The sequence below is a fragment of the Pseudomonas sp. JV241A genome (genome assembly GCF_900275665.1).
GTDB lineage: Bacteria > Pseudomonadota > Gammaproteobacteria > Pseudomonadales > Pseudomonadaceae > Aquipseudomonas > Aquipseudomonas wadenswilerensis.
Genome location: NZ_OPYO01000014.1, coordinates 74,855 through 100,037, shown reverse-complemented (window position 1 = coordinate 100,037; position 25,183 = coordinate 74,855). Strand labels below are relative to the sequence as shown.

Annotated in this window: 26 protein-coding genes; 15 read left to right on the top strand and 11 right to left on the bottom strand. The window is 63.6% G+C overall.

The window, feature by feature from the left end; genetic code table 11:
* A partial coding sequence (locus tag JV241A_RS09530) for an integrase core domain-containing protein (RefSeq protein ID WP_166675676.1) occupies positions 1-221 on the top strand: 221 nt, incomplete at its 5' end.
* Between the two features lie 459 nt (positions 222-680).
* On the opposite strand, the gene JV241A_RS09525 is transcribed toward JV241A_RS09530, so the two are convergent.
* Positions 681-1,016 (bottom strand): hypothetical protein, encoded by a 336-nt coding sequence (locus JV241A_RS09525; protein ID WP_115087094.1) that lies wholly within the window; start codon positions 1,014-1,016, stop codon positions 681-683.
* Positions 1,017-1,167: 151 nt separating this feature from the next.
* Here JV241A_RS09525 and JV241A_RS09520 point away from each other — a divergent pair, with 151 nt between their 5' ends.
* Positions 1,168-1,923 carry an SDR family oxidoreductase gene (locus JV241A_RS09520; RefSeq protein WP_115087093.1) on the top strand — a complete coding sequence of 252 codons (756 nt, stop codon included), beginning with the start codon at positions 1,168-1,170 and terminating at the stop codon, positions 1,921-1,923.
* Between the two features lie 60 nt (positions 1,924-1,983).
* On the opposite strand, the gene JV241A_RS09515 is transcribed toward JV241A_RS09520, so the two are convergent.
* Complete coding sequence (locus JV241A_RS09515) at positions 1,984-3,219, bottom strand: DUF1835 domain-containing protein (RefSeq protein WP_134062169.1); 1,236 nt, start codon at positions 3,217-3,219, stop codon at positions 1,984-1,986.
* A gap of 153 nt (positions 3,220-3,372) precedes the next feature.
* Complete coding sequence (locus tag JV241A_RS09510) at positions 3,373-4,269, bottom strand: LysR family transcriptional regulator (RefSeq protein WP_134062167.1); 897 nt, start codon at positions 4,267-4,269, stop codon at positions 3,373-3,375.
* Between the two features lie 122 nt (positions 4,270-4,391).
* On the opposite strand from JV241A_RS09510, the gene JV241A_RS09505 reads away from it, so the two are divergent.
* From JV241A_RS09505 to JV241A_RS09490, 4 genes are all read left to right on the top strand, one after another.
* Entirely contained in the window at positions 4,392-5,795 is a 1,404-nt protein-coding gene (locus JV241A_RS09505) for an MFS transporter (protein ID WP_134062178.1), read from the top strand.
* Positions 5,796-5,841: 46 nt separating this feature from the next.
* Positions 5,842-6,291 carry a GNAT family N-acetyltransferase gene (locus tag JV241A_RS09500; protein ID WP_134062165.1) on the top strand — a complete coding sequence of 150 codons (450 nt, stop codon included), beginning with the start codon at positions 5,842-5,844 and terminating at the stop codon, positions 6,289-6,291.
* A gap of 543 nt (positions 6,292-6,834) precedes the next feature.
* A complete protein-coding gene (locus JV241A_RS09495) occupies positions 6,835-7,704 on the top strand; it encodes an RNA ligase family protein (RefSeq protein ID WP_115087089.1) in 870 nt (289 codons plus the stop codon).
* Position 7,705: 1 nt separating this feature from the next.
* Complete coding sequence (locus JV241A_RS09490; RefSeq protein ID WP_134062163.1) at positions 7,706-8,842, top strand: AAA family ATPase; 1,137 nt, start codon at positions 7,706-7,708, stop codon at positions 8,840-8,842.
* Between the two features lie 35 nt (positions 8,843-8,877).
* On the opposite strand, the gene JV241A_RS09485 is transcribed toward JV241A_RS09490, so the two are convergent.
* From JV241A_RS09485 to JV241A_RS09475, 3 genes are all read right to left on the bottom strand, one after another.
* Entirely contained in the window at positions 8,878-9,210 is a 333-nt protein-coding gene (locus JV241A_RS09485) for a YegP family protein (RefSeq protein ID WP_115087087.1), read from the bottom strand.
* A 139-nt stretch (positions 9,211-9,349) separates the two neighbouring features.
* Positions 9,350-9,742 (bottom strand): lysozyme inhibitor LprI family protein, encoded by a 393-nt coding sequence (locus JV241A_RS09480; protein ID WP_166675675.1) that lies wholly within the window; start codon positions 9,740-9,742, stop codon positions 9,350-9,352.
* A 29-nt stretch (positions 9,743-9,771) separates the two neighbouring features.
* Positions 9,772-10,197, bottom strand: a complete 426-nt coding sequence (locus tag JV241A_RS09475; RefSeq protein ID WP_115087085.1) for a GFA family protein — start codon at positions 10,195-10,197, stop codon at positions 9,772-9,774.
* A 57-nt stretch (positions 10,198-10,254) separates the two neighbouring features.
* On the opposite strand from JV241A_RS09475, the gene JV241A_RS09470 reads away from it, so the two are divergent.
* Entirely contained in the window at positions 10,255-10,725 is a 471-nt protein-coding gene (locus JV241A_RS09470; RefSeq protein WP_134062161.1) for an NUDIX domain-containing protein, read from the top strand.
* On the opposite strand, the gene JV241A_RS09465 is transcribed toward JV241A_RS09470, so the two are convergent.
* Together JV241A_RS09465 and JV241A_RS09460 are read right to left on the bottom strand one after the other, a co-directional pair.
* A complete protein-coding gene (locus JV241A_RS09465; RefSeq protein WP_134062159.1) occupies positions 10,700-11,029 on the bottom strand; it encodes a hypothetical protein in 330 nt (109 codons plus the stop codon). The genes JV241A_RS09470 and JV241A_RS09465 overlap by 26 nt on opposite strands.
* Positions 11,030-11,119: 90 nt before the next feature.
* Positions 11,120-11,551: an SUKH-3 domain-containing protein gene (locus tag JV241A_RS09460; RefSeq protein ID WP_134062157.1), complete on the bottom strand. Its 432-nt coding sequence runs from the start codon at positions 11,549-11,551 to the stop codon at positions 11,120-11,122.
* A gap of 267 nt (positions 11,552-11,818) precedes the next feature.
* On the opposite strand from JV241A_RS09460, the gene JV241A_RS09455 reads away from it, so the two are divergent.
* From JV241A_RS09455 to gabP, 3 genes are all read left to right on the top strand, one after another.
* The gene (locus JV241A_RS09455) at positions 11,819-12,232 is read left to right on the top strand and encodes a RidA family protein (protein WP_115087081.1); all 414 of its coding nucleotides are present in this window, start codon (positions 11,819-11,821) and stop codon (positions 12,230-12,232) included.
* Between the two features lie 120 nt (positions 12,233-12,352).
* Complete coding sequence (locus JV241A_RS09450; RefSeq protein ID WP_134062155.1) at positions 12,353-12,856, top strand: GNAT family N-acetyltransferase; 504 nt, start codon at positions 12,353-12,355, stop codon at positions 12,854-12,856.
* Between the two features lie 133 nt (positions 12,857-12,989).
* Complete coding sequence (gabP, locus tag JV241A_RS09445; protein ID WP_115087079.1) at positions 12,990-14,390, top strand: GABA permease; 1,401 nt, start codon at positions 12,990-12,992, stop codon at positions 14,388-14,390.
* A 5-nt stretch (positions 14,391-14,395) separates the two neighbouring features.
* Here the strand turns inward: gabP and JV241A_RS09440 are convergent, their stop codons facing one another.
* Complete coding sequence (locus JV241A_RS09440) at positions 14,396-15,037, bottom strand: hypothetical protein (protein ID WP_134062153.1); 642 nt, start codon at positions 15,035-15,037, stop codon at positions 14,396-14,398.
* Positions 15,038-15,241: 204 nt separating this feature from the next.
* Here JV241A_RS09440 and katG point away from each other — a divergent pair, with 204 nt between their 5' ends.
* Positions 15,242-17,512, top strand: a complete 2,271-nt coding sequence (gene katG, locus JV241A_RS09435) for a catalase/peroxidase HPI (protein ID WP_134062151.1) — start codon at positions 15,242-15,244, stop codon at positions 17,510-17,512.
* Between the two features lie 188 nt (positions 17,513-17,700).
* Here the strand turns inward: katG and JV241A_RS09430 are convergent, their stop codons facing one another.
* Together JV241A_RS09430 and JV241A_RS09425 are read right to left on the bottom strand one after the other, a co-directional pair.
* On the bottom strand, positions 17,701-18,255 hold the full coding sequence (locus JV241A_RS09430; protein WP_134062149.1) for a UPF0149 family protein: 555 nt from the start codon (positions 18,253-18,255) through the stop codon (positions 17,701-17,703).
* 215 nt (positions 18,256-18,470) lie between these two features.
* A complete protein-coding gene (locus JV241A_RS09425) occupies positions 18,471-19,703 on the bottom strand; it encodes a hypothetical protein (protein WP_134062147.1) in 1,233 nt (410 codons plus the stop codon).
* A gap of 280 nt (positions 19,704-19,983) precedes the next feature.
* Between JV241A_RS09425 and JV241A_RS09420 the strand changes: the two genes are divergently transcribed.
* From JV241A_RS09420 to JV241A_RS09405, 4 genes are all read left to right on the top strand, one after another.
* Complete coding sequence (locus tag JV241A_RS09420) at positions 19,984-20,535, top strand: hypothetical protein (protein WP_115087074.1); 552 nt, start codon at positions 19,984-19,986, stop codon at positions 20,533-20,535.
* 288 nt (positions 20,536-20,823) lie between these two features.
* Positions 20,824-22,536: an amidase gene (locus JV241A_RS09415; protein ID WP_134062145.1), complete on the top strand. Its 1,713-nt coding sequence runs from the start codon at positions 20,824-20,826 to the stop codon at positions 22,534-22,536.
* Positions 22,537-22,587: 51 nt separating this feature from the next.
* Positions 22,588-22,968 carry a RidA family protein gene (locus JV241A_RS09410; protein ID WP_115087072.1) on the top strand — a complete coding sequence of 127 codons (381 nt, stop codon included), beginning with the start codon at positions 22,588-22,590 and terminating at the stop codon, positions 22,966-22,968.
* 190 nt (positions 22,969-23,158) lie between these two features.
* Positions 23,159-25,156 (top strand): U32 family peptidase, encoded by a 1,998-nt coding sequence (locus JV241A_RS09405; protein ID WP_115087071.1) that lies wholly within the window; start codon positions 23,159-23,161, stop codon positions 25,154-25,156.
* The last annotated feature ends 27 nt before the right edge of the window (positions 25,157-25,183 follow it).

Here is a 25,183-nt window from a genome sequence, read left to right as displayed (position 1 = left end):
GCATGAGTCACCGAGGCCAGTGCTGGGATAACGCCGTCATGGAGCGCTTCTTCGGTGCATTGAAGTCTGAGTGGATGCCAGCAGAAGGTTACGAAACCGAAGCGCAAGCACAGTTAGACATCCAGGCTTATCTGATGCGTTACAACCTTAAGCGTCTCCACAGCTACAACGGCTATGAAACCCCGGTAGCCATGGAGAAAAAGCTCAAGGTTGCGGCATGAACCTAAACCGGTGTCCAAAATCTGTTGACCAGTTCAGCTTGCCCGCGATCGGGCGCGCAGCGCTCGTAATTCAGGCAACACCTGGTGTGCTGGCTGTACCGGCCTCATCGCTGGCAAGCCAGATCCCACAGGGTCGGTGCGTACAGTTCCATTGTGGGAGCGGGCTTGCCCGCGATCGAGCGCGAAGCGCTCGTAATTCAGGCAACACCTGGTGTGCTGGCTGTACCGGCCTCATCGCTGGCAAGCCAGCTCCCACAGGGTCGGTGCGTACAGTTCCATTGTGGGAGCGGGCTTGCCCGCGATCGAGCGCGCAGCGCTCGTAATTCAGGCAACACCTGGTGTGCTGGCTGTACCGGCCTCATCGCTGGCAAGCCAGCTCCCACAGGGTCGGTGTGTACAGTTCCATTGTGGGAGCGGGCTTGCCCCGCGATCGGGCGCGAAGCGCTCGCAGTTCAGGCGTTACTGAACGTTGTTCAGCTTGACCACATCACCCGACACCCGGGTGGTGTAACCGGTCAGTACCCAGGCCCAGAACCAGTTTTCCTGGACCTGGGTGTTGATCATCGCGTCGCCGCCCTTGGCCTTGATCGCGGCATTTTGTGCACGGACAAAGCGGCTGTTCTGACGCACCGGGATCATGCCCAGTACCAACAGGCCGGTGGCGCTCGCTTCGCTGTGGCCGATCACCGTGTACTGGTCGGCGTTGTAGTGCTGGGTTTTCATCGGGGTGCCGGTGCAACCTGCCAGGGCCAGGACGAACAGGCCGGAGGCGACAACTTTGCTCAGGTTTTTCACTGCATAACTCCATGACAATTGGCCCGGGATCCATCTCTCGAGCGGCGCGTACTGTACCGGATCAGCCAGCATGACGCTCGTCTGCTGGCGCGCGGGCTACAGCTGCGCGGCGTAAAATAATGGGTTGCGACACGCCCCGGGAGAAGCAGCCATGAAAATCGTCGTGATCGGTGGTACCGGCCTGATCGGCACCCAGCTGTGCAACAACCTGCGCGCCAACGGCCACAAGGTGCTCGCCGCCTCGCCCAAGACCGGCGTCGATACCCTCACCGGCGAAGGCCTGGAGCAGGCGTTGCAGGGTACCGATGTAGTGGTGGATGTCGCCAACTCACCGTCTTTCGAAGACGCCGCGGTGCTCGCGTTTTTCCAGACTTCAGGGCGCAACCTGCTGGCCGCTGAACAGAAGGCCGGGGTTCGTCACCATATCGCCCTGTCGGTGGTCGGCACCGAGCGCATGCAGGACAGCGGATACTTCCGCGCCAAGCTGGCCCAGGAGCAACTGATCAGGGCCTCGGGCATGCCCTATACCATCCTGCGCGCCACGCAGTTCTTCGAGTTCATGGGCGCCATTGCCTATTCCGGCGCCGACGGCAACCGCGTGCGCCTCACCGCCGCCGCATTGCAGCCGGTGGCCTCATCCGACGTGGCCCTGACATTGGCCAACCTCGCCGAGCAAGCGCCGGCCAACCGTACCCTCGAAGTCGCCGGCCCCGATCGACTGCCGCTTGCCGATTTCGTGCGCAGCTACCTGCAGCACAATCAAGATGCCCGGGAAGTGATTGCCGACCCTGCAGCCACCTATTTCGGCGCGCCGATCGACGACCGTTCACTGACCCCGGATGCCGATGCCATCGTCGGCTCGCTGCACTTTCAGACCTGGCTGAAAACCACCGCCGTGCAACGCTGACCCCGTGCACAGGGACGTGACATGCGCCCCGCGAAAGCCAGGAGCGCATCGCCGGAGTTTTTACCCGCGCCACACCGGCCACAGGTCGCGGTTCAGCGCCCAGTGACCTTGCCCGGCCAGCACGCGCACACCACCGACCCAGCGCTCGGGGGCCTGTTGGTCAAGCCAGTTGGCCTGGCCCGCCAGCACCCGCTCGCCCAAAGGGGTGAGGCTCAAAGGTCGACGCGGCCATTCCAGCTCGGCCTGCGCTTCGATGAGCAGCGGCGTGGGCGAATCGATCAGCGGCCGCAGCAGGGCATGGAACATCATGTCACCCAGATAGGGCAGCGGCTCGCGCTTGCCCATCAGTTCGGCAAATACCCGGCCGAACGGCACCTGGCCGAACTCGCTGATGATCTGCAGCGCCAGGCGTTCGCTGAGCGACAGGCCATCCTCCACGCCCGGCAGTTCCTGCAACTGGCGCAACAGCGCAGCGGCGAGCAAGGGCAGGGCCAGGTCCTGGCGATGGGCCAACTGCGCCCAGGCGTGTGGCGACGGTGCGCTATAAGCAGCCCAGGCCTCGCGCGCCAGTTGCAGCATTGGCACATCCACTGCCCGGCGCTGCGGCCACAACCAGGCCAGCACATCGGGGGCCAATTGGCCGATGCCGATAAAGCGCTCGACCCCGGGCATGCGGTCGATCTCGATCAGTTCCAGGCGCTGCGGCGGGTTGTGCAAGCCGGCCAGCACGCGGATCAGGAACAGCTGGTCATAGGCATCCGCCTCGCACCAGAGCACCGCGCCGGGGCAGCCGTCGAGCCGGGCCAGGTCGGCGTATTCGTCCTCCATCTTGCGCTGCACCTCAGGATGCTCCAGGCCATAGGCCTGGCTGATGTAGTCGCAGCGCAGGGCGCGGTAAGGCGCTGCCGGCACATCACGCACCGGGCCCATGACCAGGGGGTCGCTGAGCATGTGAAAGGCGCCGGTGAACCCGGCCAGGCGCAAGCCGTGGCTGATGTCGTTGCCGCAGCGCCAATGCTGGGTAGCGGCTTCGTCATCGGCGATGAATTGCGGGTGGCGGGCGGCAAAGTCGATGGCGTCGATATGCGCCTTGAGCTTGGGCCAGCTGGCAAAGCCCAGGTCGCGGGCGATCAGCCACTGGGCATCGGCCAGGCGTGGTGAGGCAGGGCTGAGTTGTGCCAGCTGTGCGGGCGCGGCACCCGAGCGCAGGCGCTGGAGCAGCTCCTTGGCGCGCTTGCGTTGTTGTTCGAGGTTGATGCGCCCGTCATGGGACGGCGACGACAGTCGAGCGGACATACGAACTCCTTGTGCGAGCCTTGTCCGCTGTCAGGCCGGGAGTCGTAGACAAGAATGTGGGGTGTACAGCCTGGGCGCAGCCCTTTCCGCGGACGGGTGGCGTGGATGACGCCGGTTGCGACTATAGGCCCGGCGCCCGGCAAAAGACAATCGTCAGCTCCAGGCTGACGGCCAGCGCTCCTGTAGCAGATCGCTGAACACCTTCAGGCGCGGCGAATGCTGGCGTGACGGTGGATACACCAACGCCAGTTCACGACAGCGGCCGGCGAATGGCTCCAGCACCGGTATCAGGCGCCCGTCGGCCAGGGCCTGGCGGGCGACGAAATCCATCACCTGGACAATGCCGAAACCCTGCAACGCCGCATCGATCAGCGGGTCGCCGACATCGAACAGCATTTGCCCGCTGACCTGCAGATCGACCAGCCGACCGTGCTGCACGAACTGCCAGTCAACCCGGCGCCCGAGGTAGGGGTTATGCACCACCAGGCAGTTGTGCCGGGCCAGGTCTTCGAGGGTCTGCGGCACTCCGTGGCGGGCAAGGTAGGCGGGGGCGGCGACGGTCACCCAGTGCATCGGCGCCAGGGGCCGGGCCACCAGGCGCACATCGCTCAACGGGCCGATGCGCACGGCGGCGTCGAAGCCTTCTTCGGTCAGATCGACCAGGCGGTCGGTCATGGTCGCGTCCACCACCAGCTCGGGATGGCGCTGGGTCAGCTCACCCAGCAGCGGCAGGATGACGATGCGGCCAAAGGCCGACGGCAGGCTCAGGCGCAGGGTGCCGCTGGGTTCGCCGCGGCGGTCAAGCAGCAGTTGCTCGGCCTCCTCGAACCCGGCCAGCAACGGGGCGCAACGCTCGCGCAACAGCAGGCCGTCGGCGGTCAGGCTGACGCTGCGGGTGTTGCGGTGCAGCAGCTTGACCCCCAGTTGTTCCTCCAGGCGGCGAATCGCCCGCGACAGTCCGGACTGGGTCAAGCCGGTGCTGGCGGCCGCAGCGGTGAAGCTGCGCAGCTCGGCGACCTTGAGCAGCAGGGCAACGGTGTTCAGATCCATGATTAAAGTCATTACTGAAAGGACTGGCAGCGTATTTATCATGCCTGGCGCATGAATGACACTGGCGCCTTCTTGCCAAGGATGCCCGCATGTCGATTCCAATCCCGCGCCACCCCGCATTGATGCTGCTGTTGCTGGCCTGCGCCCAGCTGATCATTGCCCTGGACTACACCATCGTCTTCGTCGCCTTGCCGACCATTGGCGAACACCTGGCCATCGGCCCGCGCCAGCTCCAGTGGATCATCAGTGCTTTCGGCGTGGCCTTTGGCGGTTGCCTGCTGCTCGGCGGCCGCGCCGCAGACCTGCTGGGCCGGCGGCGTCTGTATCGGCTCGGCCAGGCCTTGTTCGCCATCGCCTCGCTGGCCGGCGGCCTCACCGACCAGGCTGAAGTGCTGGTTCTGGCGCGGGCGCTGCAAGGGCTGGCGGGCGCCTTGCTGTTCCCCGCCACCCTGGCGCTGATCAACAGCCAGTACGCCGAAGGGGCGCCGCGTACCCGCGCCCTGGCCATCTGGAGCGCCGCCTCGGCAGCAGGCCTGGCCCTCGGTGCCTTGCTCGGCGGGGTCCTCACCCAGTGGCTAGGCTGGCAGGCGGTGTTCCTGGTCAACGTGCCGCTGGCGGGGGCCTGTGCCTGGGCCGCCGGGTACTGGATTCCAGCCGATCCAGCACCGGCGCAAGGCCGCTCGTTCGACCTGGCCGGCGCCCTCACCATCACCCTGGGTGGCAGCCTGCTGGTGCTGGCGCTGATCGAAGGGCCGAGCTGGGGCTGGCAACGGCCACTGTTCTGGACAGTGCTGGCGGCTGCACTCATCTGCCTGGCGGTGTTCGTGGTGATCGAAACCCGCAGCCGCGATCCCTTGATGCCGCTGCGCCTGTTGCGCACCCCGGGCTTGCGCGCGGCCATGGGTTTGACCGCAGTGTTCATGGCCAGCTTCAGTGTGCAGTACTACTTCCTGGCCCTGTACTTCCAGCAGATCTACGGCTACAGCGTGCTTGCCAGTGGCCTGGCGTTTTTGCCGGCGACGCTGGTGTGCACCCTGGGCATTGGCATAGCCGAACAGGCGTTGGCCCGCCTGGGTTTGCGCAGCACTTTAATCATCGGCTTGCTGGCCGGTGGCGTGGGTATTCTCTGGCTTGGCTGGATGTTGCCCGGCGATGGCGCTTTCGTTCGCCTGTTGGCGCCGATTGCCTTGCTCAGCATCGGCCAGGGCATGACCTGGACCGCCATGTGGGTGTGCGCCGGGCAGGGCGTTGCAGCCGGCGAACAAGGCGTGGCTTCGGGCATGGCCTCCACCGTCCAGCAGATCGGTGGGGCATTGGGCCTGGCGCTGCTGGTGGGGCTGGCCAACCAGGGCCTCGATGGCTTGAGCGGGGCCGCCTGGCAGCAAGGGTATGCGCTGGGCCTGCAGCGGGCAGTACTGGTCAGCGGCGGGATCGCCCTGTTCGGCGTGCTGATTGCCCTGGCGCTGCCCGGCAAGCTGCGAGGCACCTCGGTAGTGGCTGAAACTACCGCTGGTTCGCCTCCCTGAACACACGGCACACTGGCGCTCCGACACTGCCTCACGGAACGAGCCGATGACCCTGCATATTCGCCCCGCCACGCCTGCCGACGCCACTGCCATCAGCGCGGTGATCATCCAGTCCTTGCAGCAAAGCAACGCCGCCGACTACTCGGCGGCGCTGATTGCCCAGGTCGAGCAGAGCTTTACTCCGGAACGGATATTGGCCTTGCTCGAGCAACGCCAGGTGCTGGTAGCGGTGCTCGACCAACAGGTGGTCGCCACCGCCAGCCTGCAAGGCAATGTGGTGCGCAGCGTGTTTGTGGTGCCAGGGTTGCAGGGCACCGGCGTTGGCCGTGCGCTGATGCAGGCGATTGAAGATCTGGCCCGGCAAACGGGGCAGGCGCTGTTGCGAGTGCCGTCATCGATTACCGCAGAGGCGTTCTATGCCCGGTTGGGCTATGCCAAGGTCCGCGAGGTGATGGAGGGGGAGGAGCGGGTCATTGTCATGGAACGCGTTTTCTAGGCTGCTGAATGTATGGCGCAATAGCGGTATTCGCAGCCGTTTGCACCCCTGGTGCAGCACTTCTGGCCCGTCAGTTTTGCCACAGCCCGATCGCCAGAGACATGAGCGTAAAAGCGCGAAGGGCAGTGCGCTCAACGACGCGCAGCGGCAATCTGCCTGAGGTTTGCACAGATACATTTGTGGGAGCTGGCTTGCCAGCGATGAGGCCAGTGCAGTCAGCACATGAAGTGTTGTCTGGATTACGATCGCTGCGCGCTCGATCGCGGGCAAGACCCGCTCCCACAGGATTGGCGCAGTACCTGTAGGAGCGGGCTTGCCCCGCGATGAGGCCATCCCGGACGGCATAGCACTTGACAGCCCACCCCCATCTCGTTTCCAATCCGCACCCTCAGATCCACCCCTCATTATTTAGGTGAAGCCAGTGCCCCACGCCAACCAACACGCCTGATGCCGACGACGGACGTTTAAGCCTGTTGGTGCCTGCCTGCGCACGCACTTTCACCTGCCCGCTGTCGTCGGTTTTCCCCCTTTTGGAGAAGACCCATGACACTCGATATCCGCGAGCTCGCGCAGCTCGACCTGTACAAGTACCCGCGCACCCCGCACCTGCAAAGTTCTCGCCTGCAAGCCGGCGATAGCGACCATGATCAGTTGCCCTACAGCCGTCTGAACGGTCAGTACCTGGTGGTCGAGGAAAAGCTCGACGGCGCCAATGCCGCGATCAGTTTTTCCGCCGCCGGCGAGCTGCTGTTGCAGTCGCGTGGCCATTACCTGGCCGGTGGCAGCCGCGAGCGTCAGTTCAGCCAGTTCAAGCAATGGGCGGCCTGTCACGAAGACTGGCTGCTCGAGCACCTGGAAGACCGCTACGTGCTGTTTGGCGAGGTGATGAGCAAGCGCCACAGCGTGTTCTACGACCAGTTGCCGCACCTGTTCTTCGAGTTCGATATCTGGGACCGCGCGGAGCAGGTGTTCCTCTCTACGGCGCGGCGCCAGCAGTTGCTCGCGGGTGGTCCGGTGCTGTCGGTGCCGGTGCTGTTCGAAGGCATCGCACCGCCACGGCTGAAGGACCTGCTGGCCCTGGTCGGCCATTCGCAGGCCAAGTCCCGGCGCTGGAAGGACGCCTTCGCCGAAGTCATCGCCCGTCAGCAACTGGACTTTGCCAAGGCCTGGAACCAGGGCGACCGCTCCGACCTGATGGAGGGCCTGTACCTGAAAATCGAAACCGCCGAGCACACCACCGGGCGGATCAAATGGGTGCGCCACGACTTCGTCCAGGCCATCCTCGAAGCTGATGAACACCACCTGCGCCAGCCGTACATCCCCAACCTGCTGGCCGCCGGTGTCGACCTGTATGCGCCCGAGCCCCAGGTCACCTGGGCCAGCCTGCAGGCCGCCGAACAAGGAGTTGAATGATATGGACATGAACACATTGCAAGGGCTGATGCCCAGCCCCGGCCGCGCGGTCGACTACCCGGCGCTGCTGGAGGCGATTCCGTCGCTGCGCGCCTTGGCGGCAACCCCCCAGGACCCGGTCTTCCACCAGGAAGGCGACGTCTGGACCCACACCATGATGGTGGTCGATGCCTTGCTCGCCGACCCGGTATACCAACGCGCCAACCCCGAGCAGCAGTTCGTGCTGTTCTACGCCGCAGTCCTGCACGACATCGCCAAGCCGTCGTGCACGGTGATCGATGAAATCACCGGCAAGATCGGCCAGCCCGGGCACTCACGCCGGGGAGCAGTGGATGCGCGAATCCTGCTGTGGCAGGCCGGTGTGCCGTTTGAGCTGCGCGAAACCATCTGCCGGATCATCAACGTGCACCAGTTGCCGTTCTTTGCCCTGGCCGGGGACAAGAGCGGGCGTTCGGCCGAGCAGATTCTCCATCGCCTGTCGTGGGAGGTGCCGGTGTGGATGCTCTGCGCAGTGGCCAGCGCCGACATGCAGGGCCGCGGCTTTGCCGGCAAGCAGGGGGTACTCGACGACATCGAAGTGTTCCGCCTGCTGGCCGAGGACGAGGGCTGCCTGGATCAACCCAAGGCCTTTGCCGACGACTACACCCGGCGCAGTTACTTTCGCGGGGCCTCGGTGCTGCCGCAGTACAGCCTGTACCGCGAAGTGCGGGGCTCGCAGGTGATCATGCTGGCGGGGCTGCCGGCCAGCGGCAAGGACACCTGGGTCAACGAGCATGCGCCCAAGCTTGCCGTGGTGTCGTTCGACGATGCCCGCCAGGAACTGGGCCTGAGCCACGGTGACAAGGGGCCGGTGGCGCAATACGCGATCGACAAGGCCAAGGCCTTGCTGCGCCGCCGCGAACCTTTCGTGTGGAACAGCACGCACCTGTCGCAGCAGATGCGCAAGAAGACCCTCGACCTGCTCTACAGCTATGACGCCGACGTGCAACTGGTGTACCTGGAACAAAGCGAGCGCGAGCTGATGCGTCGCAATGCCCGCCGGGACACCACGCTGCGCAACAAGGACATCGAACGCATGTATTTTCGCTGGGAAGTGCCGACGCCGGTGGAGGCGGATCGGGTCGAGTATCAGGTGTGAGGCAGCGGGCATCACTGCCCGCTGACGGTTCGGACTCAGGTGTTGTCCTTGATGGTCTTGCTGCTGCCGTTGCTCTTCACCGAAGCGATGCCCGCGTCGCGCGACTGCGTCGATGCGTACATCTGGCTAGTGCCGATGACCTGGTGATTGGCGGCCTTGAGGTTGAAGTGGAACTTGCCATTGCTGGCCTCTTTTTTCTCGTAGCGCTCGTCCACGCCACTGTTGGCCTGGACCGAGGCGATGCCGCTTTCGGCTGAGCCTTTGGCCTTGTACAACTCGCTGGTAAGAATGATTTCGCCATTACCCGCCTTGAGGACAAAGCGGTACTGACCGTCACTGCTGGTGTTCAACTCGAACCAACCTGCCATGGGAACTCCTTATTTCGCAGATAAGCCTGGGTAGGCTGCGGGCGTACTTGTCCGCAGTGACGACTCAGTATGGTGGGCTTTGTGCGCTTGTCCAACGGCGCTAAGATCAACGCCGCGCTGCCGCCGCTGTTGCAGGCCTTCAAGGCATACCGGTAACCCGCTTCAGGTACTGGACTCTGGCTTGCGTCTGCTTCAGCAGGCAATGGGTATGGATTGTAGCGAAGCCACTGCCGCCAACGGACTCGTACGTCTCTAACTCACAACTGGCATCACGAAAGGCAATCCAGGCGCGCTGGGCTTTTTTCAGCGCCAGGTCCTGGGTGGGTTGTCCGGGCGCCGAACCCTCCGCCTTGAAGCGTGCGACCAAGGCCTGATAGAGCTCATTCAATTGCCGATCGGATTTTTTCAACGACTGCTGCATGCATTCAAGCATCTGCGTTTCGGTGTTGGCGCCAGGGCACAGGTTGCTTGCCTGAACCGTGCTAGTCAGCGCCATGAATGCGCCGATGCAGGGGTAGATCAAACGATACATGGGGCGTCCTTGCTTTGATGTTTTACGGGTCACTGGTGTTGCGGCCATGAATCGCCAATCACCAGCCAGCAGGCCTTGGACTGCACATGCACATGTTTTTGTCGGGTGGGTTCGAAAGGTGTGTCCAGGGTGCCCAGCGCAACACTGATCCAGTCTGGATAATCGCCACTGGCATTGGCCCAGAACAAACTCGTCCCGCAGGCTGAACAAAAGCTGCGGCTGACGGTTGGCGATGACTTGAACACCCGCAATAGACGTTGCGGATCGCTGCAGCTCAAGGCCGAAGCAGGCACACTGCCATAGGTGGCAAAGGCTGCGCCATGGGCCTTGCGGCACTGGCTGCAATGGCAATGGGTGACGGCCTTGATCTGGGTGTCGATATGATAGCTGACGGCGCCGCACAGGCAGCTGCCGTGATAATCAATGGTCGTCAGCGCAGATTTGTCGTTGTTCATCCTTGGAGCCCGGTAGAATCTCGCCCGCGATCATAAACCAAGGACAGGAACACCACGATGCGTGAGCGAAAATCAGCCCGGCTTTTGGTCATCAGCCCCTCCCGAAGCGTATTGCTGTTTCGCTTCGTCCATCGCAATGGCGCGCTGGCCGGCGACGATTACTGGGCAACCCCGGGGGGCGGTGTGGAGGAGGGTGAAAGCTTCGAGCAAGCCGCGATTCGCGAGCTGCGCGAAGAAACCGGCATCCAGGTCGAGGCCGTGGGCGCGCACTTGAGCGAGCGCCGCTTCACCATGCAGTTGCCCAGCGGCGAGTGGGTCACGTCGGTTGAGCAGTACTACCTGATCCAGGCGCAGGACCAGCAACTGTGTCGCCAGGGATGGACGCCTTCGGAGGTCGAGGTAATGGCCGATCATCGCTGGTGGTCGGCCGAGGAACTGCGGCAAACCACCGACACGGTGTGGCCGGAGCGGCTGATTGAAACCCTCGAATCAGCCGGCGTGTTCAGCGCCGCGCCAGCGCATGGCTGACGCATTGCTCGTAGTAGGTCTGCTTGATGGCCGCAGGCTTGAGGCGTGACTGGCTGTTGTAGGTCTGTTCGGTGATGCCCATGGCGGTCATGCGCATCCACGGCTTGCTGAATTTACGCACTTGCAGGCGTTTGCGCGCGGCGTACAGGGTCACCCCGGAGAGCTTCGACTGCTGGGCGCCGGCGGCAATGTCCGAACCCCAACTGCACATGGAGCGGTCATTGTTGCCCAGGGCCTTGGCCTGGGCACCGAGCGGGAGTGCGACAAGAAAAAACGCTGCCAGGGTCAATCCATAAGCCCGCATAGCACCTACCTAACTCGCTGAAAAGAAAGCGAGTTTGCCTACGAAGCGGGTAGCAGGGGGCCAGCAATTTGCCTTATTTGCGCCTGAATTTCACAGCAGTTGTGTTTGTGATTTGCGGCCCAGCAACAGGCCTTCTGCGGCAACGGCGAAGGTGTTTCCCTGCAGCCAGAAGGCGTCGTGCACCTGGCTCATGAGGTAGCAGGCGCCCCGGCTGTCGACAAACAGCGCGCCATGGCCGTGGTGCACATCGCCGATGCACACCAGGGTGGTATTCAGTTTGTGTTGCATCGCCACGATGACTTTTTCGTCGTGCAGGCCGGGCTTGGGCCTGAACTCGATGTCGCCGGCGGCGCATTCTTCACCGGCGCCGCAGTGGCCGACGCACAGGCCATTGAACGCCCTGAGCAAGTCGTTGGCGGGGTGGCCTTTGGGCCCGATGTCCGCCTCTGGGGCAGTCACTTGGGCAGGCCAGCCGGCAGCCACGAACAGCGGGCGGATGGTTTCAGGTAGGTCTATGGGCATGTCTGCTCTCTGGTCGAATCCGTGCGAGAGGCTACATTAACACGGCAGTCGTCATTGATCCTTGAGGAGGGCGAGCCATGAGCAATGAGACTTTACCCGCTGCAGCCCACATCGCTGGCAAGCCAGCTCCCACAGGGTCGATGTACACAGGTTCATTGTGGGAGCTGGCTTGCCAGCGATCCAGCGCGCAGCGCTGGCAACATCAGGCTTGACCTCTACTTAGGTCGAGGTTTGATACTCGCCGCTCCCACCATTCGGAGCAGCACCATGACCGCAGCTTTCCACCTGTCCAACCCCGAAGGCCTCTACGACCCCAGTGCCAATGCCTACTCCCATGTCGCCGAGGTCGCCGCCAATGCCCGGCTGCTGTACATCGCCGGGCAGGGCGGGGAAGACCTCGAGGGCCGGCTGTCGAGCGATTTTGCCGAACAGGCGCGCCAGGCCCTGGCCAACCTGCAGATCGCCCTGGCGTCAAAAGGCGCAACCCTGGCCGATGTGTTCAAGCTGACCCTGCTGATCGTCGATCACGACGAAAGCAAGTTGCGCCTGTGGGGCGCCGAAGCCCAGCGCGCCTGGGGCGCCAACATGACCCCGACCTGCACGCTGATCCCGGTGCCGCGCCTGGCCCTGGATGGCATGCAGATCGAAATCGACGCGGTCGCCGCGCTGCCGGCCAGGTAACGCGTTTTAGCGATGGCATTGGCCCCGGCTTTTGTAAACAATAGCGCCCGCAAAACGCGCTGTTCGTTCACTTATCGAGATACCAATGCCGTCGATTTTTCCGCTGTATGAGGTCCTGTCATGAGCGACCTCACTGTCGAGCTCTTGCAAACCGGCCCCGAGCAGGCCGAGCTGATTCGCAACCTCTACCAGTTCTACGCCTACGAGTCTTCGGACTGGGAACAGGAAGACGTCGAGGTCGATGGCCGTTTCTATGTGCACGACGAGCACCTGCAACGCTACTGGCAAGAGCCGCAATGGAGCGCCAACCTGATCCTGGTCGACGGCTACATCGCCGGCTTTTTGCTGATCGAACGCAGCGAGCTGCCCGACCTCGATGCCCTGGAGCTGGCCGACCTGTTCATCCTCAAGCGCTACCGGCGCAAGGGCATCGGCAGCGCCCTGGCCAGCCAGGTGCTGGCGAGCGGGCAGAACCAGTGGCTGGTGCGCTATTACGACCAGGACGAAACCGCTCACGCCTTCTGGCGCACGGTGCTCGACAACCTGCCGCGCCCGGTGCGTTCGATCGAACTGGACGACGAGCCGGAGTTGGTTAACTTCCTGGTGACGCGGGCGTTGCACTGAGCTGGCACGAACGTTTCATGGCGAGATCAGACACAGCGAACGGCGCGCTCAGGCAAATCCGCCGTCAAGCAGCACAGGTAAGGTGACGCCAGCAGTCAATGCCATGCGTTCCGATCACAAGAGAATAAATATAATGATCAGCCTGGGCTCCAAGGATTCGAGCGGTCAGTTGGCGCAGGGTTTCAAGCCACGCCATGTCACCATGCTTTCCATCGCCGGCATCATTGGCGCCGGCCTGTTCGTCGGCTCCGGGCATGCAATTGCCGCCGCCGGGCCCGCGGCAATCCTGGCCTATGTGCTGTCGGGCCTGCTGGTGATCCTGGTGATGCGCATGCTCGGCGAGATGGCCGTGGCCAACCCCGACACCGGTTCGTTTTCGACCTACGCCGACCAGGCCATCGGGCCCTGGGCCGGTTTTACCATCGGCTGGATGTACTGGTGGTTCTGGGTGCTGGTGATCCCCATCGAAGCCCTGGCCGCCGGGCATGTGCTGAACACCTGGATGCCCATGGTCGATGCCTGGCTGTTTGCCCTGTTGTCGATCATCGCCCTGGCCGCGACCAATCTGTTCAGCGTGTCCAAGTACGGTGAGTTCGAGTTCTGGTTCGCCATGTTCAAGGTCGTGGCAATCATCGCCTTCATCTCCCTTGGCGCTGCGGTGCTGATGGGCTGGGTGCCGGAACGCGAGGTCAGCGGCCTGGGCCATTTGCTCGAAACCCATGGCGGCTTTGCGCCCAACGGCGTGTCGGCGGTGGTCGGTGCCTTCATTACCGTGATGTTCAGCTTTATCGGCACCGAGGCGGTGACCATCGCCGCCGCCGAATCCCAGAGCCCGGCGAAGAACATCGCCAGGGCCACCCGCTCGGTGATCTGGCGCATCGGCGTGTTCTACCTGCTGTCGATTGCCGTGATCATTTCCATCGTGCCCTGGAACGACCCGCAGCTGGCCTCGGTGGGCTCTTACCAGCGGGCCCTGGAACTGATGAACATTCCCCACGCCAAGCTGATGATGGATGTGGTGGTGCTGGTGGCGGTGGCCAGCTGCATGAACTCCTCGATCTACATTGCCTCGCGCATGCTGTTTTCCCTCGGCAAGCGCGGTGAGGCGCCCCGGCAGGTCAAGCTGACCTCGGCGGTCGGCGTGCCGCGCGCCGCGGTCATCGCCAGCACCGTGCTGGGCGCAGTGATCACCGTGGTCAGCTACTTTGCCCCGGCCGGCCTGTTCCAGTTCCTGCTCGCCAGCTCCGGTGCCATTGCCTTGCTGGTGTACCTGGTGATTGCCGTGTCGCAGTTGCGCATGCGCCGGATGCTGCTCAAGCAGAAGGTCGAGCTGACGTTTCGCATGTGGTTGTTCCCCTGGCTGACCTACCTGGTCATCGCCTTCATCAGCGCCGCCCTTGGGGTCATGCTGGTGACCCCGGAGCACCGCGCCGAGGTCACCACCACCATCGGCCTGGCGCTGGTGATTTCCTTCATCGGCATCATCACCACCCGCCAGCATGGCCAGCCGGCCAAGGTGCCGTCGGTGGGCTGACGCGTTTATCGCGGCGCAAGTCGAGGCGCCGCACCGCCGCTCCCACGGCTGCGTGGCGGGATATCCAGGGTTGCCAGTGGATTGGTAAGCCGCTGTGGTGTTTCGCCGGTCAACTGGCACAGCAGCTCGATCAGCGCATCGCCATCCACCGTTCCCCGGTCTCGCAGCAGTTCGGCGACCGTGCGCAACGCAGGCCAGTAGTGGCGCACTAGGTTGTGGCAGCGCATCAGTGCAATCGACTCGGCATCAAGCACTTGGCGCGGAGGGAGCAGGGCGATCAGCTCGCAGGCCCGGCGCCGGTCACCGGCACCGCTGGTGGTGAGAAAGCGATTATCCGGACCGTGCCGGTAAACCGCTTCGGCCACGGGGCCGGCGAAGCAGTTGAGCAGATCGCGTTCGATCAGCTCGATCATCGACGGCAGGTACTCGGCGATGCCCGGCGGCTCGAAGGCGGGCAGAGGCACCAGGTAGTCCGCTTCGACCAGGCCCTTGACCGGCTGCAGGTTGCCGCGCAAATCGACCATCGGCCCGATCAGCGCTTCGGCCCGGGTGCGCACCGTCACCCGCCTGATCGCCAGGCCGTTCCACCAGAAGGCCAGGGCATGGCCGGCTTCGTGGAAGGCGGTGCGACGCGGACGGCTGTGCATGATCTGAACCTCAGGGGGAGGCGGCTACACCTACGATCTGCTCCATCCCTGGGGTTGGTATAAGAGATTATGGCTATCAGCGGGTAATACTGCGTCTATTTGCTGACTACCGGGGCCGGGACTAGCCTTTATGATGCGCTGGCATGTGCCGGCCGGACCTGATGTGGAGATAACTAAAACGCTGGACTCAAAGGTAGCTCACCCATGTCTACTGAATCGAAATGCCCGTTCAGTCATGCCGCTGGCGGTGGTACGACGAACCGCGACTGGTGGCCGAACCAACTGAACCTGAAGATCCTGCACCAGCACTCGCCGCAGTCCGATCCCCAAGGCGATGGCTTCAACTATGCCGAAGCATTCAAAAGCCTGAACTTTCAAGCCCTCAAGCAAGACCTGCAAGCGCTGATGACCGATTCCCAGGACTGGTGGCCGGCGGATTTCGGCCATTACGGGCCGCTGTTCATCCGCATGGCCTGGCACAGCGCCGGCACTTACCGCACCGGTGATGGGCGGGGTGGCGCAGGTTCCGGTCAACAACGTTTCGCCCCGCTCAACAGTTGGCCCGACAACGTCAGCCTGGACAAGGCCCGGCGGCTGCTGTGGCCAATCAAGCAGAAGTATGGCCGGAGCATTTCCTGGGCCGACCTGATCGTGCTCACCGGCAACGTGGCGCTGGAATCCATGGGCTTCAAGACCTTCGGCTTTTCCGGCGGTCGCCCGGATGTCTGGGAGCCGGATGAAGACGTGTACTGGGGCTCGGAAAACAAGTGGCTGGGTGGCGATACCCGTTACGGCAAGGGCCCTCAGCCGATGCAGGAGCCTGGCGAAGGCACCCTGGTGGCCGAGCCCGAGCAGCATGGCAACGAAGAAAGCCGCACCGACCAGGGGCGCAACCTGGAAACCCCGCTGGCCGCAGTGCAAATGGGCCTGATCTACGTGAACCCGGAAGGCCCGGAAGGCAACCCCGACCCGGTCGCCGCCGCCAAGGACATCCGCGAAACCTTCGCGCGCATGGCCATGAACGATGAAGAAACCGTGGCGCTGATCGCTGGCGGCCATGCCTTCGGCAAAACCCATGGCGCCGGCCCCGCCGACAACGTCGGCCCCGAGCCTGAAGCCGCCGGCCTGGAAGAACAGGGCCTGGGCTGGCGCAACAGCTTTGGTAGCGGCAAGGGCGCCGACACCATCACCAGCGGCCTGGAAGTGACCTGGACCACCACGCCGACCCGCTGGAGCAACAATTACCTCGAAAACCTCTTCGGCTTCGAATGGGAACTGACCAAGAGCCCGGCCGGGGCCAATCAGTGGACGCCGAAAAACGGCGCCGGCGCCGGGATCATTCCCGATGCCCACGACCCGGCCAAACGCCGCAACCCGACCATGCTCACCACTGACCTGTCGCTGCGCTTCGACCCGATCTACGAGAAGATCTCCCGGCGCTTCCTGGAAAACCCCGAGCAATTGAGCGACGCCTTCGCCCGTGCCTGGTTCAAGCTGATCCACCGCGACATGGGGCCGCTGTCGCGCTATCTGGGCCCGGAAATGCCCAGCGAAGAGCTGCTCTGGCAAGACCCGATCCCGGAGGTCAATCACCCCCTGGTCGACGACAGCGACGTTACCGCACTGAAGGCCAAGCTACTGGCCTCGGGGCTGTCGGTGGCCGATCTGGTGTCTACCGCCTGGGCGGCGGCGTCGACCTTCCGCGGCTCCGACAAGCGCGGTGGCGCCAACGGTGGGCGCCTGCGCCTGGCGCCGCAGAAGTTCTGGCAAGCCAACCAGTCCGAGCAACTGGCCAAGGTGCTGAGCACCCTGGAAGGCATCCAGAACGACTTCAACGGTGCCCAGGGCGGTGGCAAGAAAATCTCCCTGGCCGACCTGATCGTGCTGGCGGGCAGTGCGGCGGTTGAACAGGCCGCGAAAAACGCCGGGGTCAACATTGCCGTGCCGTTTACCCCAGGGCGAATGGATGCCTCCCAGGAGCAGACCGACGTCGAGTCGTTCGGCTTCCTGGAGCCGGTTGCCGATGGTTTCCGTAACTACCTGAAGAACAGCTATCGGGTACCAGCCGAGGCCCTGTTGATCGACAAGGCGCAACTGCTGACCCTGAGCGCCCCGGAAATGACCGTGCTGGTGGGCGGCCTGCGGGTGCTGGGGGCCAATGGCGGGCAGAGCAAGCACGGCGTCTTCACCCAACAGCCGGGCACGCTGAGCAACGACTTCTTCGTCAACTTGCTGGACATGGGCGTGGAGTGGAAACCGGTATCGGCGGCCAACGAGGCGTTCGAAGGGCGTGACCGCAAGACCGGTGCGGTGAAGTGGACCGGCACCCGGGTTGACCTGGTGTTTGGCTCCAACTCGCAGCTGCGGGCGCTGTCGGAGTTCTATGCCAGCGCCGACGCCAAGGAGCAGTTCGTCACGGATTTCGTTGCTGCGTGGACGAAAGTGATGAACCTGGATCGGTTTGACCTCAAGTGAGTTGAGGCGGGGAGGGGCACCGCTCCCACAGGTATAGCGCCGAACCTGTGGGAGCTGGCCTTGCCAGCGATCGAGCGCGCAGCGGTCGTAATCCAGACACCACCTGATGTGCTGGCTGTACCGGCCTCATCGCTGGCAAGGCCAGCTCCCACAGCGGTCGCAATCCAGGCGACACAGGCACAAGCGTTCTAGCGCTGCGCCAGCCAGTAGTCATGCAACGCCCGCGCCGCCGGGGCAATCGCCACTACCCGCTGACGGTGCAAGGTCACGTCCAGATCCGCCGGCAGCTCGAATTCATCCTGCTCGGCCCACCCGGTAATCACCTGCAACGCCTGCGCCTGTGGCGCCGGTAGCGCAGGCCAGTTGGCGATGGCCATGCCGCGCAGGTAACCAAAGCACCATTCCTCCGCCAGCGGCAGTGGCTGGCCCAGGTGTTCAGTCTGCTCCAGACGAGGCGCAAACGCCTGTGGCGCCTCAACCAGCTGGTTCGCCAGGCTGTTCAAATGACGGGCACACAGTTCGACAAAGCGCTGGCACTCCTGCGCGCTTTGCCATTCCGGGTTCTGGCCACCCCAGATGGCCGGGAACCACTCGCTGATGTCCACCTGCACCGGGCTCGAAACCAGCGCGGTGAAATAACCGTCGAGCTCCGAGGCGTTGAGCACCGAATGGTCATCGCCGTACCTCTGCAAGGTAGCTTCGAGGAACTCGAAGTCGGCGGCGGCAAGTGGCAGGTCGTGCATGGGAATCTCCTTGGCAGGTCAGGCGCGCAGGCAAAAGGCGGGGAGGATGGCGCTTTGTGCCACTTTTATCCAGCCCCAGCTCATCGCTGGCCTCGCCCAGGGCCGCTCGCATCAGTTGGCTGCCCACCGCCAGGACCAGGCGGTGGCCGACGGTTTTAGCCTGGGCATCGTACGGTCTGCAGGTCCAACTGCCACGCCGCCGTCCACAACGCCGTTTATTCACCCATGGGCGTCAGCTGGCTCAACTGCTCGGCGCTGGGAAAACCGAGGGTGCGAAAGCGTGGTGGATAGAGCTCGCCGTCTTTAGTCAGCAGCTCGCCCAGCAGCGACTCGACCTCATACCAGGCAACCACCCGGGTGTGTGCCGAACCGTTTGCCTGAGGCTGGACCAGGATCACCCGGTCGGTTTTCGGCAACGAGGTGAACACGCCCTCGGTCCAGGCCGCTATCGAAAAGCTGCCGCCGGGGTGGTCGGCATCGCTGTAGAGCCTGTGGGTGGCGACGAAGATGTCCTCCGGATGGGCTTCGTGGATCTTGTCGAGAAACTCTTTCTGCGAGCTATAGATGCCGTGGCGCAACAGGCGCTGCAAGTCGCCGAGGCGCGCTTGCAGGTGCGCATCCTGCACCTGGAACGGGACGATCCGGCGGTCGTGATAGGTGTAGATCTGGCTGGACTGCGCACGGCCGTTCTCCAGCGCGTGGAAGCTCAGCTCGACCATCTGGCGCAAGCCTTCGTCATCTTTGTCACCAGTGACCATCAACACATCACGACTGGGCATCATGAACACCGGCTGGCCCAAAACCGGCGCGCGCTGCAGCACGTCGGGCAGCAGCACCCGGCTGGTGTCGTAGCCGTCCTTCCAGGCGCCCTGGTACAAACCGGGCAGGATCGGTTCGAAGGCATCGGGGCTGGCGTCGCGCAGGTTGTCGAGAGCGATTGCCAATGCTTGCTCAAGGGTAATGCCCCAATCCTTTGGCGGGCCCATGGTCTGGGTCGAGGTGGTGTCGGGGTGATCGACTGCCAGCAAGGTCGCGCAATCCTCCGAGAGCGGTTGCCAGGCCAGCGGGCAGGGCGAGTCCCAGCCTTCGCTTCGCACATGGTGCAGGCGGATCTCTTCGAGCATGGCCAGGTTGCGGATCACCGGCCGCAGCAGCGGGCGAACCTGCTCCAGGGTCTGTGCTGCACTGGTGTTGCGGGTGTCGATCAGGGCGCGCAGGTAACTGTTGAGCACGTCGGCTTTGCGCGATTTGTCGGCGTTCAGGTAGTCGCGGTAGGCGTTGTGCAGGTTGAAGTAGCCGCTGTCGCCGTAGTGCAGGCGAAATTCATCTGCCAGGTACTCGAGAGGCTCGCCATAACCACCTGTGCGAGCGGCCTTGATGAAGGTCCGGGCAAACTCATCCTCGGTAGGTGTGCGCTTGAAGAGCCTGTCGAAAAGTGCCCTGAACATGTGCGAAATCCTCCGTGAGCGTGAACTGTGCATGATGCTTGTTGCGTCGGGAGGGGTAAAGCTGAACATGCCGAACTCTGGTGGCTTAAACCTTACGCCATTGCAGGGTTGAATACTGGCGCAAGCAAAATGCACTTACTGGCATTTAGCTATTACTTGTGGCACGCTTGTGTTCGGTGATTACGGTCGTGCTGTTGCATTGGAATACTCCGCGTTTGAACAATGGTTCCAGATTTGCCCGTGGGTCGTGATTTGATTGTTGTTGGATGTTGGAGCCTGTGTGCGTTTAATTCCCAAGCGTTTTTTGATTCTGGCTTTTCTCGGGACGGCCATCCTTACGTTTGTCCTGAGTCGCGGTTGTGCCCAAGGTTGGTGGTTGCCGTGTTTTTCAAGTTATCTGTGTGGCGCGAATCAGTTTTTTATCGAAGAGGCGTTGGATGCGAAGGTCGCCGCGATAATACTTAATATCTGCATGTTGCCAGGGTTGGTCATTACTGCGTTGCTGTATGGCATTAACAAGCGGGACCCGAAACATTTTGCGCAGTGTCGAGCTGTATTGCGGGCTAATAAGGACTTTTCATTCGGCATGCTCTTTCCGCTGAGCAAAGCAAAAGTGTTGGGTAAGGCCACCTATGCGTTGCTTTCTCTCTTCTGGCTCTTTGAGTGGTTGTCGGCCAAGGCCGGGACGGCCGTGACAGGTGTTGTACTTGGCGTCGCATTGGACTTGCATTTCTTTGGAAGCAAGGACTACGCCTTGGTGCTCGGGTGTTTTGGTATTGCTTATGTGGTCGCTCTTCTGCCTCAGTATGTCTATTGGCGTGCTACTCGTTGAACCGTACGGTCTTCTGACGCGAAGTCACCCCGCTAGATCGCGCTTGGGCTGATTGTGCAGCCTCGCACTTGGCTCAATGCACCGCTGCCCACTGGGCCCCCGTTCCTCTGTGGGCATTTTTGGTGCTAAATAGGCCGCTCAGGTAATTCGTCCAGACCCTGCCGCGTCATGCCGTGCAATGAGAACAACTATGACAACCCATCTTGAAATTCGTGAAGTCCCTGTGCTCCAGACCCCTTGTGATGGAAGCCTTCATCCAGTCACCCATCAACAGTCGGCGGTAGCAGCATGATCGAAGTCACAGAGGTTTCCATTGCCCAGCTGCGCGCTGCGCTCGAGTCCGGCCAGACCACCGCGGTTGAACTGGTCCAGGCCTATCTGGCGCGCATCGACGCCTACGACGGCCCGAATACCGCCACCAAGCTCAACGCCGTGGTGGTGCGCAACCTCGAAGCCCTGAAAGAAGCACAAGCTAGCGACGAACGCCGCGCCAAGGGCCAGACCCTCGGCCCGCTCGACGGCATTCCTTACACCGCCAAGGACAGCTACCTGGTCAAGGGCCTGACTGCCGCCTCCGGCAGCCCGGCCTTCGCTGACCTTGTGGCCTACCGCGACGCCTTCACCGTTGAACGCCTGCGCGCTGCCGGCGCCATCTGCCTGGGCAAGACCAATATGCCGCCGATGGCCAACGGCGGCATGCAGCGCGGTGTCTATGGCCGCGCCGAAAGCCCGTACAACGCCGATTACCTGACCGCACCGTTCGCCTCCGGCTCGTCCAACGGTGCCGGTACCGCCACCGCCGCCAGCTTCGCGGCCTTCGGCCTGGCGGAAGAGACCTGGTCGAGCGGCCGCGGCCCGGCCTCGAACAACGGCCTGTGCGCCTACACGCCGTCGCGCGGGGTGATCTCGGTGCGCGGCAACTGGCCGCTGACGCCGACCATGGACGTGGTGGTGCCCTTTGCCCGGACCATGGCCGATCTGCTGGAAGTGCTCGACATCGTCGTCGCCGAAGACCCGGACAAACGCGGCGACCTGTGGCGCCTGCAGCCCTGGGTGCCAATCCCCAGCGTCGACTCGGTGCGCCCGGCGTCCTATCACGAGCTGGCGGCCGATGCCGAAGCGCTCAAGGGCAAGCGTTTCGGCGTGCCGCGCATGTACATCAACGCCGACCCTGAAGCCGGCACCAGCGAAGCCCCCGGCATCGGTGGCCCGACCGGGCAGCGGATCAACACCCGGCCATCGGTGATCGCCCTGTGGGAGCAGGCGCGCAAGGCGCTGGAAGCGGCCGGCGCCGAAGTGATCGAAGTCGACTTCCCGCTGGTGTCCAACTGCGAGGGCGACCGCCCGGGCGCGCCGACCGTGTTCAACCGCGGCCTGGTGTCCAAGGAATTCCTCCACCATGAACTATGGGACCTGACCGCCTGGGCCTTCGATGATTTCCTCCAGGCCAACGGCGACCCCAAACTCAACCGCCTGGTCGACGTCGACGGGCCGAAGATTTTCCCGCATGATCCGGGCACGCTGCCCAACCGCGAAGGCGACCTGGCCGCTGGTATGGACGAGTACGTGCGCATGGCCGAGCGCGGCATCACCCCGTGGGACCAGATCAGCACCGTGCCGGATGGCCTGCGCGGCCTGGAACAGACCCGCCGCATTGACCTTGAAGACTGGATGGATGCGCTCAAGCTCGACGTGGTGATCTTCCCGACCGTCGCCGACGTTGGCCCGGCCAACGCCGATGTCGACCCGGCGTCCGCCGACATTGCCTGGAGCAACGGCGTGTGGGTGGCCAACGGCAACCTGGCGATCCGTCACCTGGGCGTGCCGACGGTGACCGTGCCGATGGGCGTGATGGCCGATATCGGCATGCCGGTGGGCTTGACCTTTGCCGGTCGCGCCTACGACGATTCGTCGTTGCTGCGCCTGGCGGCTGCATTCGAGTCGACCGGGTCCAAGCGCCTGGTGCCACCGCGTACGCCAGCGCTGGCCAGCGGCAAGTAACAAAAAGGGGCGGGCGACCGCCCTTTTTATTTCCCCAGACACGAGATACCCATGGCTAACCAAGACATCAGCTTCATCCCCGACCCGGACGCCGACTCGATCTCCTCCGACGTTGCCGGTTTCGGTGGCATCCTGGTCTCGACCCAGATCCCCACCCGTGCCGACGGCAGCCTGGAACTGGGTGACATCACTGCCCAGAGCGAGTGCACCCTGCAGGCGCTGAAAGTCGCCCTGGAGCGCGCCGGCAGCTCCATGGACCGGGTATTGCACCTGACCATCTACCTCACCGACATGGCCGAGCGGGCTGCTTTCAACGAGGTGTACCAGCGCTTCTTCGCCAAGCCCTGGCCGGTACGCGCCGCGGTTGGCGTGGCTTCGCTGGCGGTGGAAGGCATGCGTGTGGAAGTGACGGCGATGGCGGCCAAGGCCTGAGTTGTTGCGGTGGCTGGGCTGGCCTCATCGCGGGTCAAGCCCGCTCCTACAGGTCTTGCGCCCGCCGAACCTGTGGGAGCTGGCTTGCCAGCGATTGGCCTACACAGGCCACCGGGCAGGCTACGGGTGCCGATCGGGCGTTTCGCCGCTACAATGCGCGCCTCGACCGTGACAGCCTGACTAAAAAAACATGTCCCTGCCCAAGCATCACCTGGAATTGCTCAGCCCCGCCCGCGATGTCGCCATCGCCCGCGAGGCCATCCTGCATGGCGCCGACGCCGTGTACCTCGGCGGCCCGAGCTTTGGCGCCCGCCATAACGCCTGCAACGAAGTCAGCGATATCGCCCAACTGGTGGAATTCGCCCGTCGCTACCACGCCCGGGTGTTCACCACCATCAACACCATCCTCCACGACAACGAGCTGGAGCCGGCGCGCAAGCTGATCCACGAACTGTACGATGCCGGCGTCGACGCGCTGATCGTCCAGGACCTGGGGGTGATGGAACTGGACATCCCGCCGATCGAGCTGCACGCCAGCACCCAGACCGACATCCGTACCCTGGCCCGGGCCAAGTTCCTCGACCAGGCCGGCTTTTCCCAGCTGGTGCTGGCCCGTGAGCTGAACCTGCAGGAAATCCGTGCCATCGCCGACGAAACCGAAGCGGCGATCGAGTTCTTCATCCACGGCGCGCTGTGCGTGGCCTTCTCCGGCCAGTGCAACATCTCCCACGCCCAGACCGGCCGCAGCGCCAACCGTGGCGACTGCTCCCAGGCCTGCCGTCTGCCGTACACCCTCAAGGACGAAAAGGGCGGGGTGATCGCCTACGAAAAGCACCTGCTGTCGATGAAGGACAACAACCAGAGCGCCAACATTCGCGCCCTGGTCGAAGCCGGCGTGCGCTCGTTCAAGATCGAAGGGCGCTACAAGGACATGGGCTATGTGAAGAACATCACCGCCTACTACCGCCAGCGCCTGGACGCCGTGCTCGAAGACCGCCCGGACCTGGCCCGCGCCTCCAGCGGGCGCACCGCGCACTTCTTCCTGCCCGACCCGGACAAGACCTTCCACCGCGGCAGCACCGACTACTTTGTCAGCGAGCGCAAGATCGACATCGGCGCCTTCGACTCGCCGACCTTCACCGGCCTGCCGGTGGGCGTGGTCGAGAAAGTCGGCAAGCGCGACCTGCAGGTGGTCACCCATGAGCCGCTGTCCAACGGCGACGGCCTCAATGTGCTGGTCAAGCGCGAAGTGGTGGGGTTCCGTGCCAACATCGCCGAGGCCAAAGGCGAGTTCGATGAAGACGGCGAGAAGCGCTACCGCTACCGCGTCGAACCCAACGAGATGCCCAAGGGCATGCACCAGCTGCGGCCCAACCATCCGCTGAGCCGCAACCTCGACCACAACTGGCAGCAGGCCCTGCAGAAGACTTCGGCCGAGCGCCGTATCGGCCTGGCTTGGGTCGCCAAGCTGGACGAACAGCGTCTGGCCCTGACCGCCACCAGCGAGGAGGGCATCAGTGCCAGCGTCGCCCTGGACGGCCCGTTCGGCCTGGCCAACAAGCCGGAGCAGGCGCTGGAGCAACTGCGCGACCTGCTCGGCCAGCTGGGGACCACCGAGTATCACGCCACCGCCGTTCAGCTCGATGCACCGCAGGCGTACTTCATCCCCAATTCGCAGCTCAAGGCGCTGCGCCGCGAGGTCATCGAAGCACTGACTGCAGCGCGTATCCAGGCCCACCCGCGTGGCGGCCGCAAGGCCGAGACCAACCCGCCGCCGGTGTACCCGGAGTCGCACCTGTCGTTCCTGGCCAACGTCTACAACCAGAAGGCCCGCGACTTCTATCACCGTCACGGGGTCAAGCTGATCGACGCCGCCTACGAGGCCCACGAAGAGGCGGGCGAAGTGCCGGTGATGATCACCAAGCACTGCCTGCGTTTCTCCTTCAACCTGTGCCCCAAGCAGGCCAAGGGCGTCACCGGCGTGCGCACCAAGGTGGCGCCGATGCAGCTGATTCACGGCGATGAAGTGCTGACCCTGAAGTTCGACTGCAAGCCGTGCGAGATGCACGTGATCGGCAAGATGAAAGGCCACATTCTTGGCCTGCCGCAACCGGGCAGCGTGCAGCAGGTGGTCGGGCATATCAGCCCTGAAGACCTGCTCAAGACCATCCCCCGCGCACCGCACTGAGTGAGGCATCGCGGGGCCTGTGGGAGC

Bases quoted from the DNA above. Each gene is read 5' to 3' on its own strand.
- JV241A_RS09520 (WP_115087093.1), top strand. From the start codon at position 1,168: ATGAAAATCGTCGTGATCGGTGGTACCGGCCTGATCGGCACCCAGCTG.
- JV241A_RS09515 (WP_134062169.1), bottom strand. From the start codon at position 3,219: ATGTCCGCTCGACTGTCGTCGCCGTCCCATGACGGGCGCATCAACCTC.
- JV241A_RS09510 (WP_134062167.1), bottom strand. From the start codon at position 4,269: ATGGATCTGAACACCGTTGCCCTGCTGCTCAAGGTCGCCGAGCTGCGC.
- JV241A_RS09505 (WP_134062178.1), top strand. From the start codon at position 4,392: ATGCTGCTGTTGCTGGCCTGCGCCCAGCTGATCATTGCCCTGGACTAC.
- JV241A_RS09500 (WP_134062165.1), top strand. From the start codon at position 5,842: ATGACCCTGCATATTCGCCCCGCCACGCCTGCCGACGCCACTGCCATC.
- JV241A_RS09495 (WP_115087089.1), top strand. From the start codon at position 6,835: ATGACACTCGATATCCGCGAGCTCGCGCAGCTCGACCTGTACAAGTAC.
- JV241A_RS09490 (WP_134062163.1), top strand. From the start codon at position 7,706: ATGGACATGAACACATTGCAAGGGCTGATGCCCAGCCCCGGCCGCGCG.
- JV241A_RS09485 (WP_115087087.1), bottom strand. From the start codon at position 9,210: ATGGCAGGTTGGTTCGAGTTGAACACCAGCAGTGACGGTCAGTACCGC.
- JV241A_RS09480 (WP_166675675.1), bottom strand. From the start codon at position 9,742: ATGTATCGTTTGATCTACCCCTGCATCGGCGCATTCATGGCGCTGACT.
- JV241A_RS09475 (WP_115087085.1), bottom strand. From the start codon at position 10,197: ATGAACAACGACAAATCTGCGCTGACGACCATTGATTATCACGGCAGC.
- JV241A_RS09470 (WP_134062161.1), top strand. From the start codon at position 10,255: ATGCGTGAGCGAAAATCAGCCCGGCTTTTGGTCATCAGCCCCTCCCGA.
- JV241A_RS09465 (WP_134062159.1), bottom strand. From the start codon at position 11,029: ATGCGGGCTTATGGATTGACCCTGGCAGCGTTTTTTCTTGTCGCACTC.
- JV241A_RS09460 (WP_134062157.1), bottom strand. From the start codon at position 11,551: ATGCCCATAGACCTACCTGAAACCATCCGCCCGCTGTTCGTGGCTGCC.
- JV241A_RS09455 (WP_115087081.1), top strand. From the start codon at position 11,819: ATGACCGCAGCTTTCCACCTGTCCAACCCCGAAGGCCTCTACGACCCC.
- JV241A_RS09450 (WP_134062155.1), top strand. From the start codon at position 12,353: ATGAGCGACCTCACTGTCGAGCTCTTGCAAACCGGCCCCGAGCAGGCC.
- gabP (WP_115087079.1), top strand. From the start codon at position 12,990: ATGATCAGCCTGGGCTCCAAGGATTCGAGCGGTCAGTTGGCGCAGGGT.
- JV241A_RS09440 (WP_134062153.1), bottom strand. From the start codon at position 15,037: ATGCACAGCCGTCCGCGTCGCACCGCCTTCCACGAAGCCGGCCATGCC.
- katG (WP_134062151.1), top strand. From the start codon at position 15,242: ATGTCTACTGAATCGAAATGCCCGTTCAGTCATGCCGCTGGCGGTGGT.
- JV241A_RS09430 (WP_134062149.1), bottom strand. From the start codon at position 18,255: ATGCACGACCTGCCACTTGCCGCCGCCGACTTCGAGTTCCTCGAAGCT.
- JV241A_RS09425 (WP_134062147.1), bottom strand. From the start codon at position 19,703: ATGTTCAGGGCACTTTTCGACAGGCTCTTCAAGCGCACACCTACCGAG.
- JV241A_RS09415 (WP_134062145.1), top strand. From the start codon at position 20,824: ATGATCGAAGTCACAGAGGTTTCCATTGCCCAGCTGCGCGCTGCGCTC.
- JV241A_RS09410 (WP_115087072.1), top strand. From the start codon at position 22,588: ATGGCTAACCAAGACATCAGCTTCATCCCCGACCCGGACGCCGACTCG.
- JV241A_RS09405 (WP_115087071.1), top strand. From the start codon at position 23,159: ATGTCCCTGCCCAAGCATCACCTGGAATTGCTCAGCCCCGCCCGCGAT.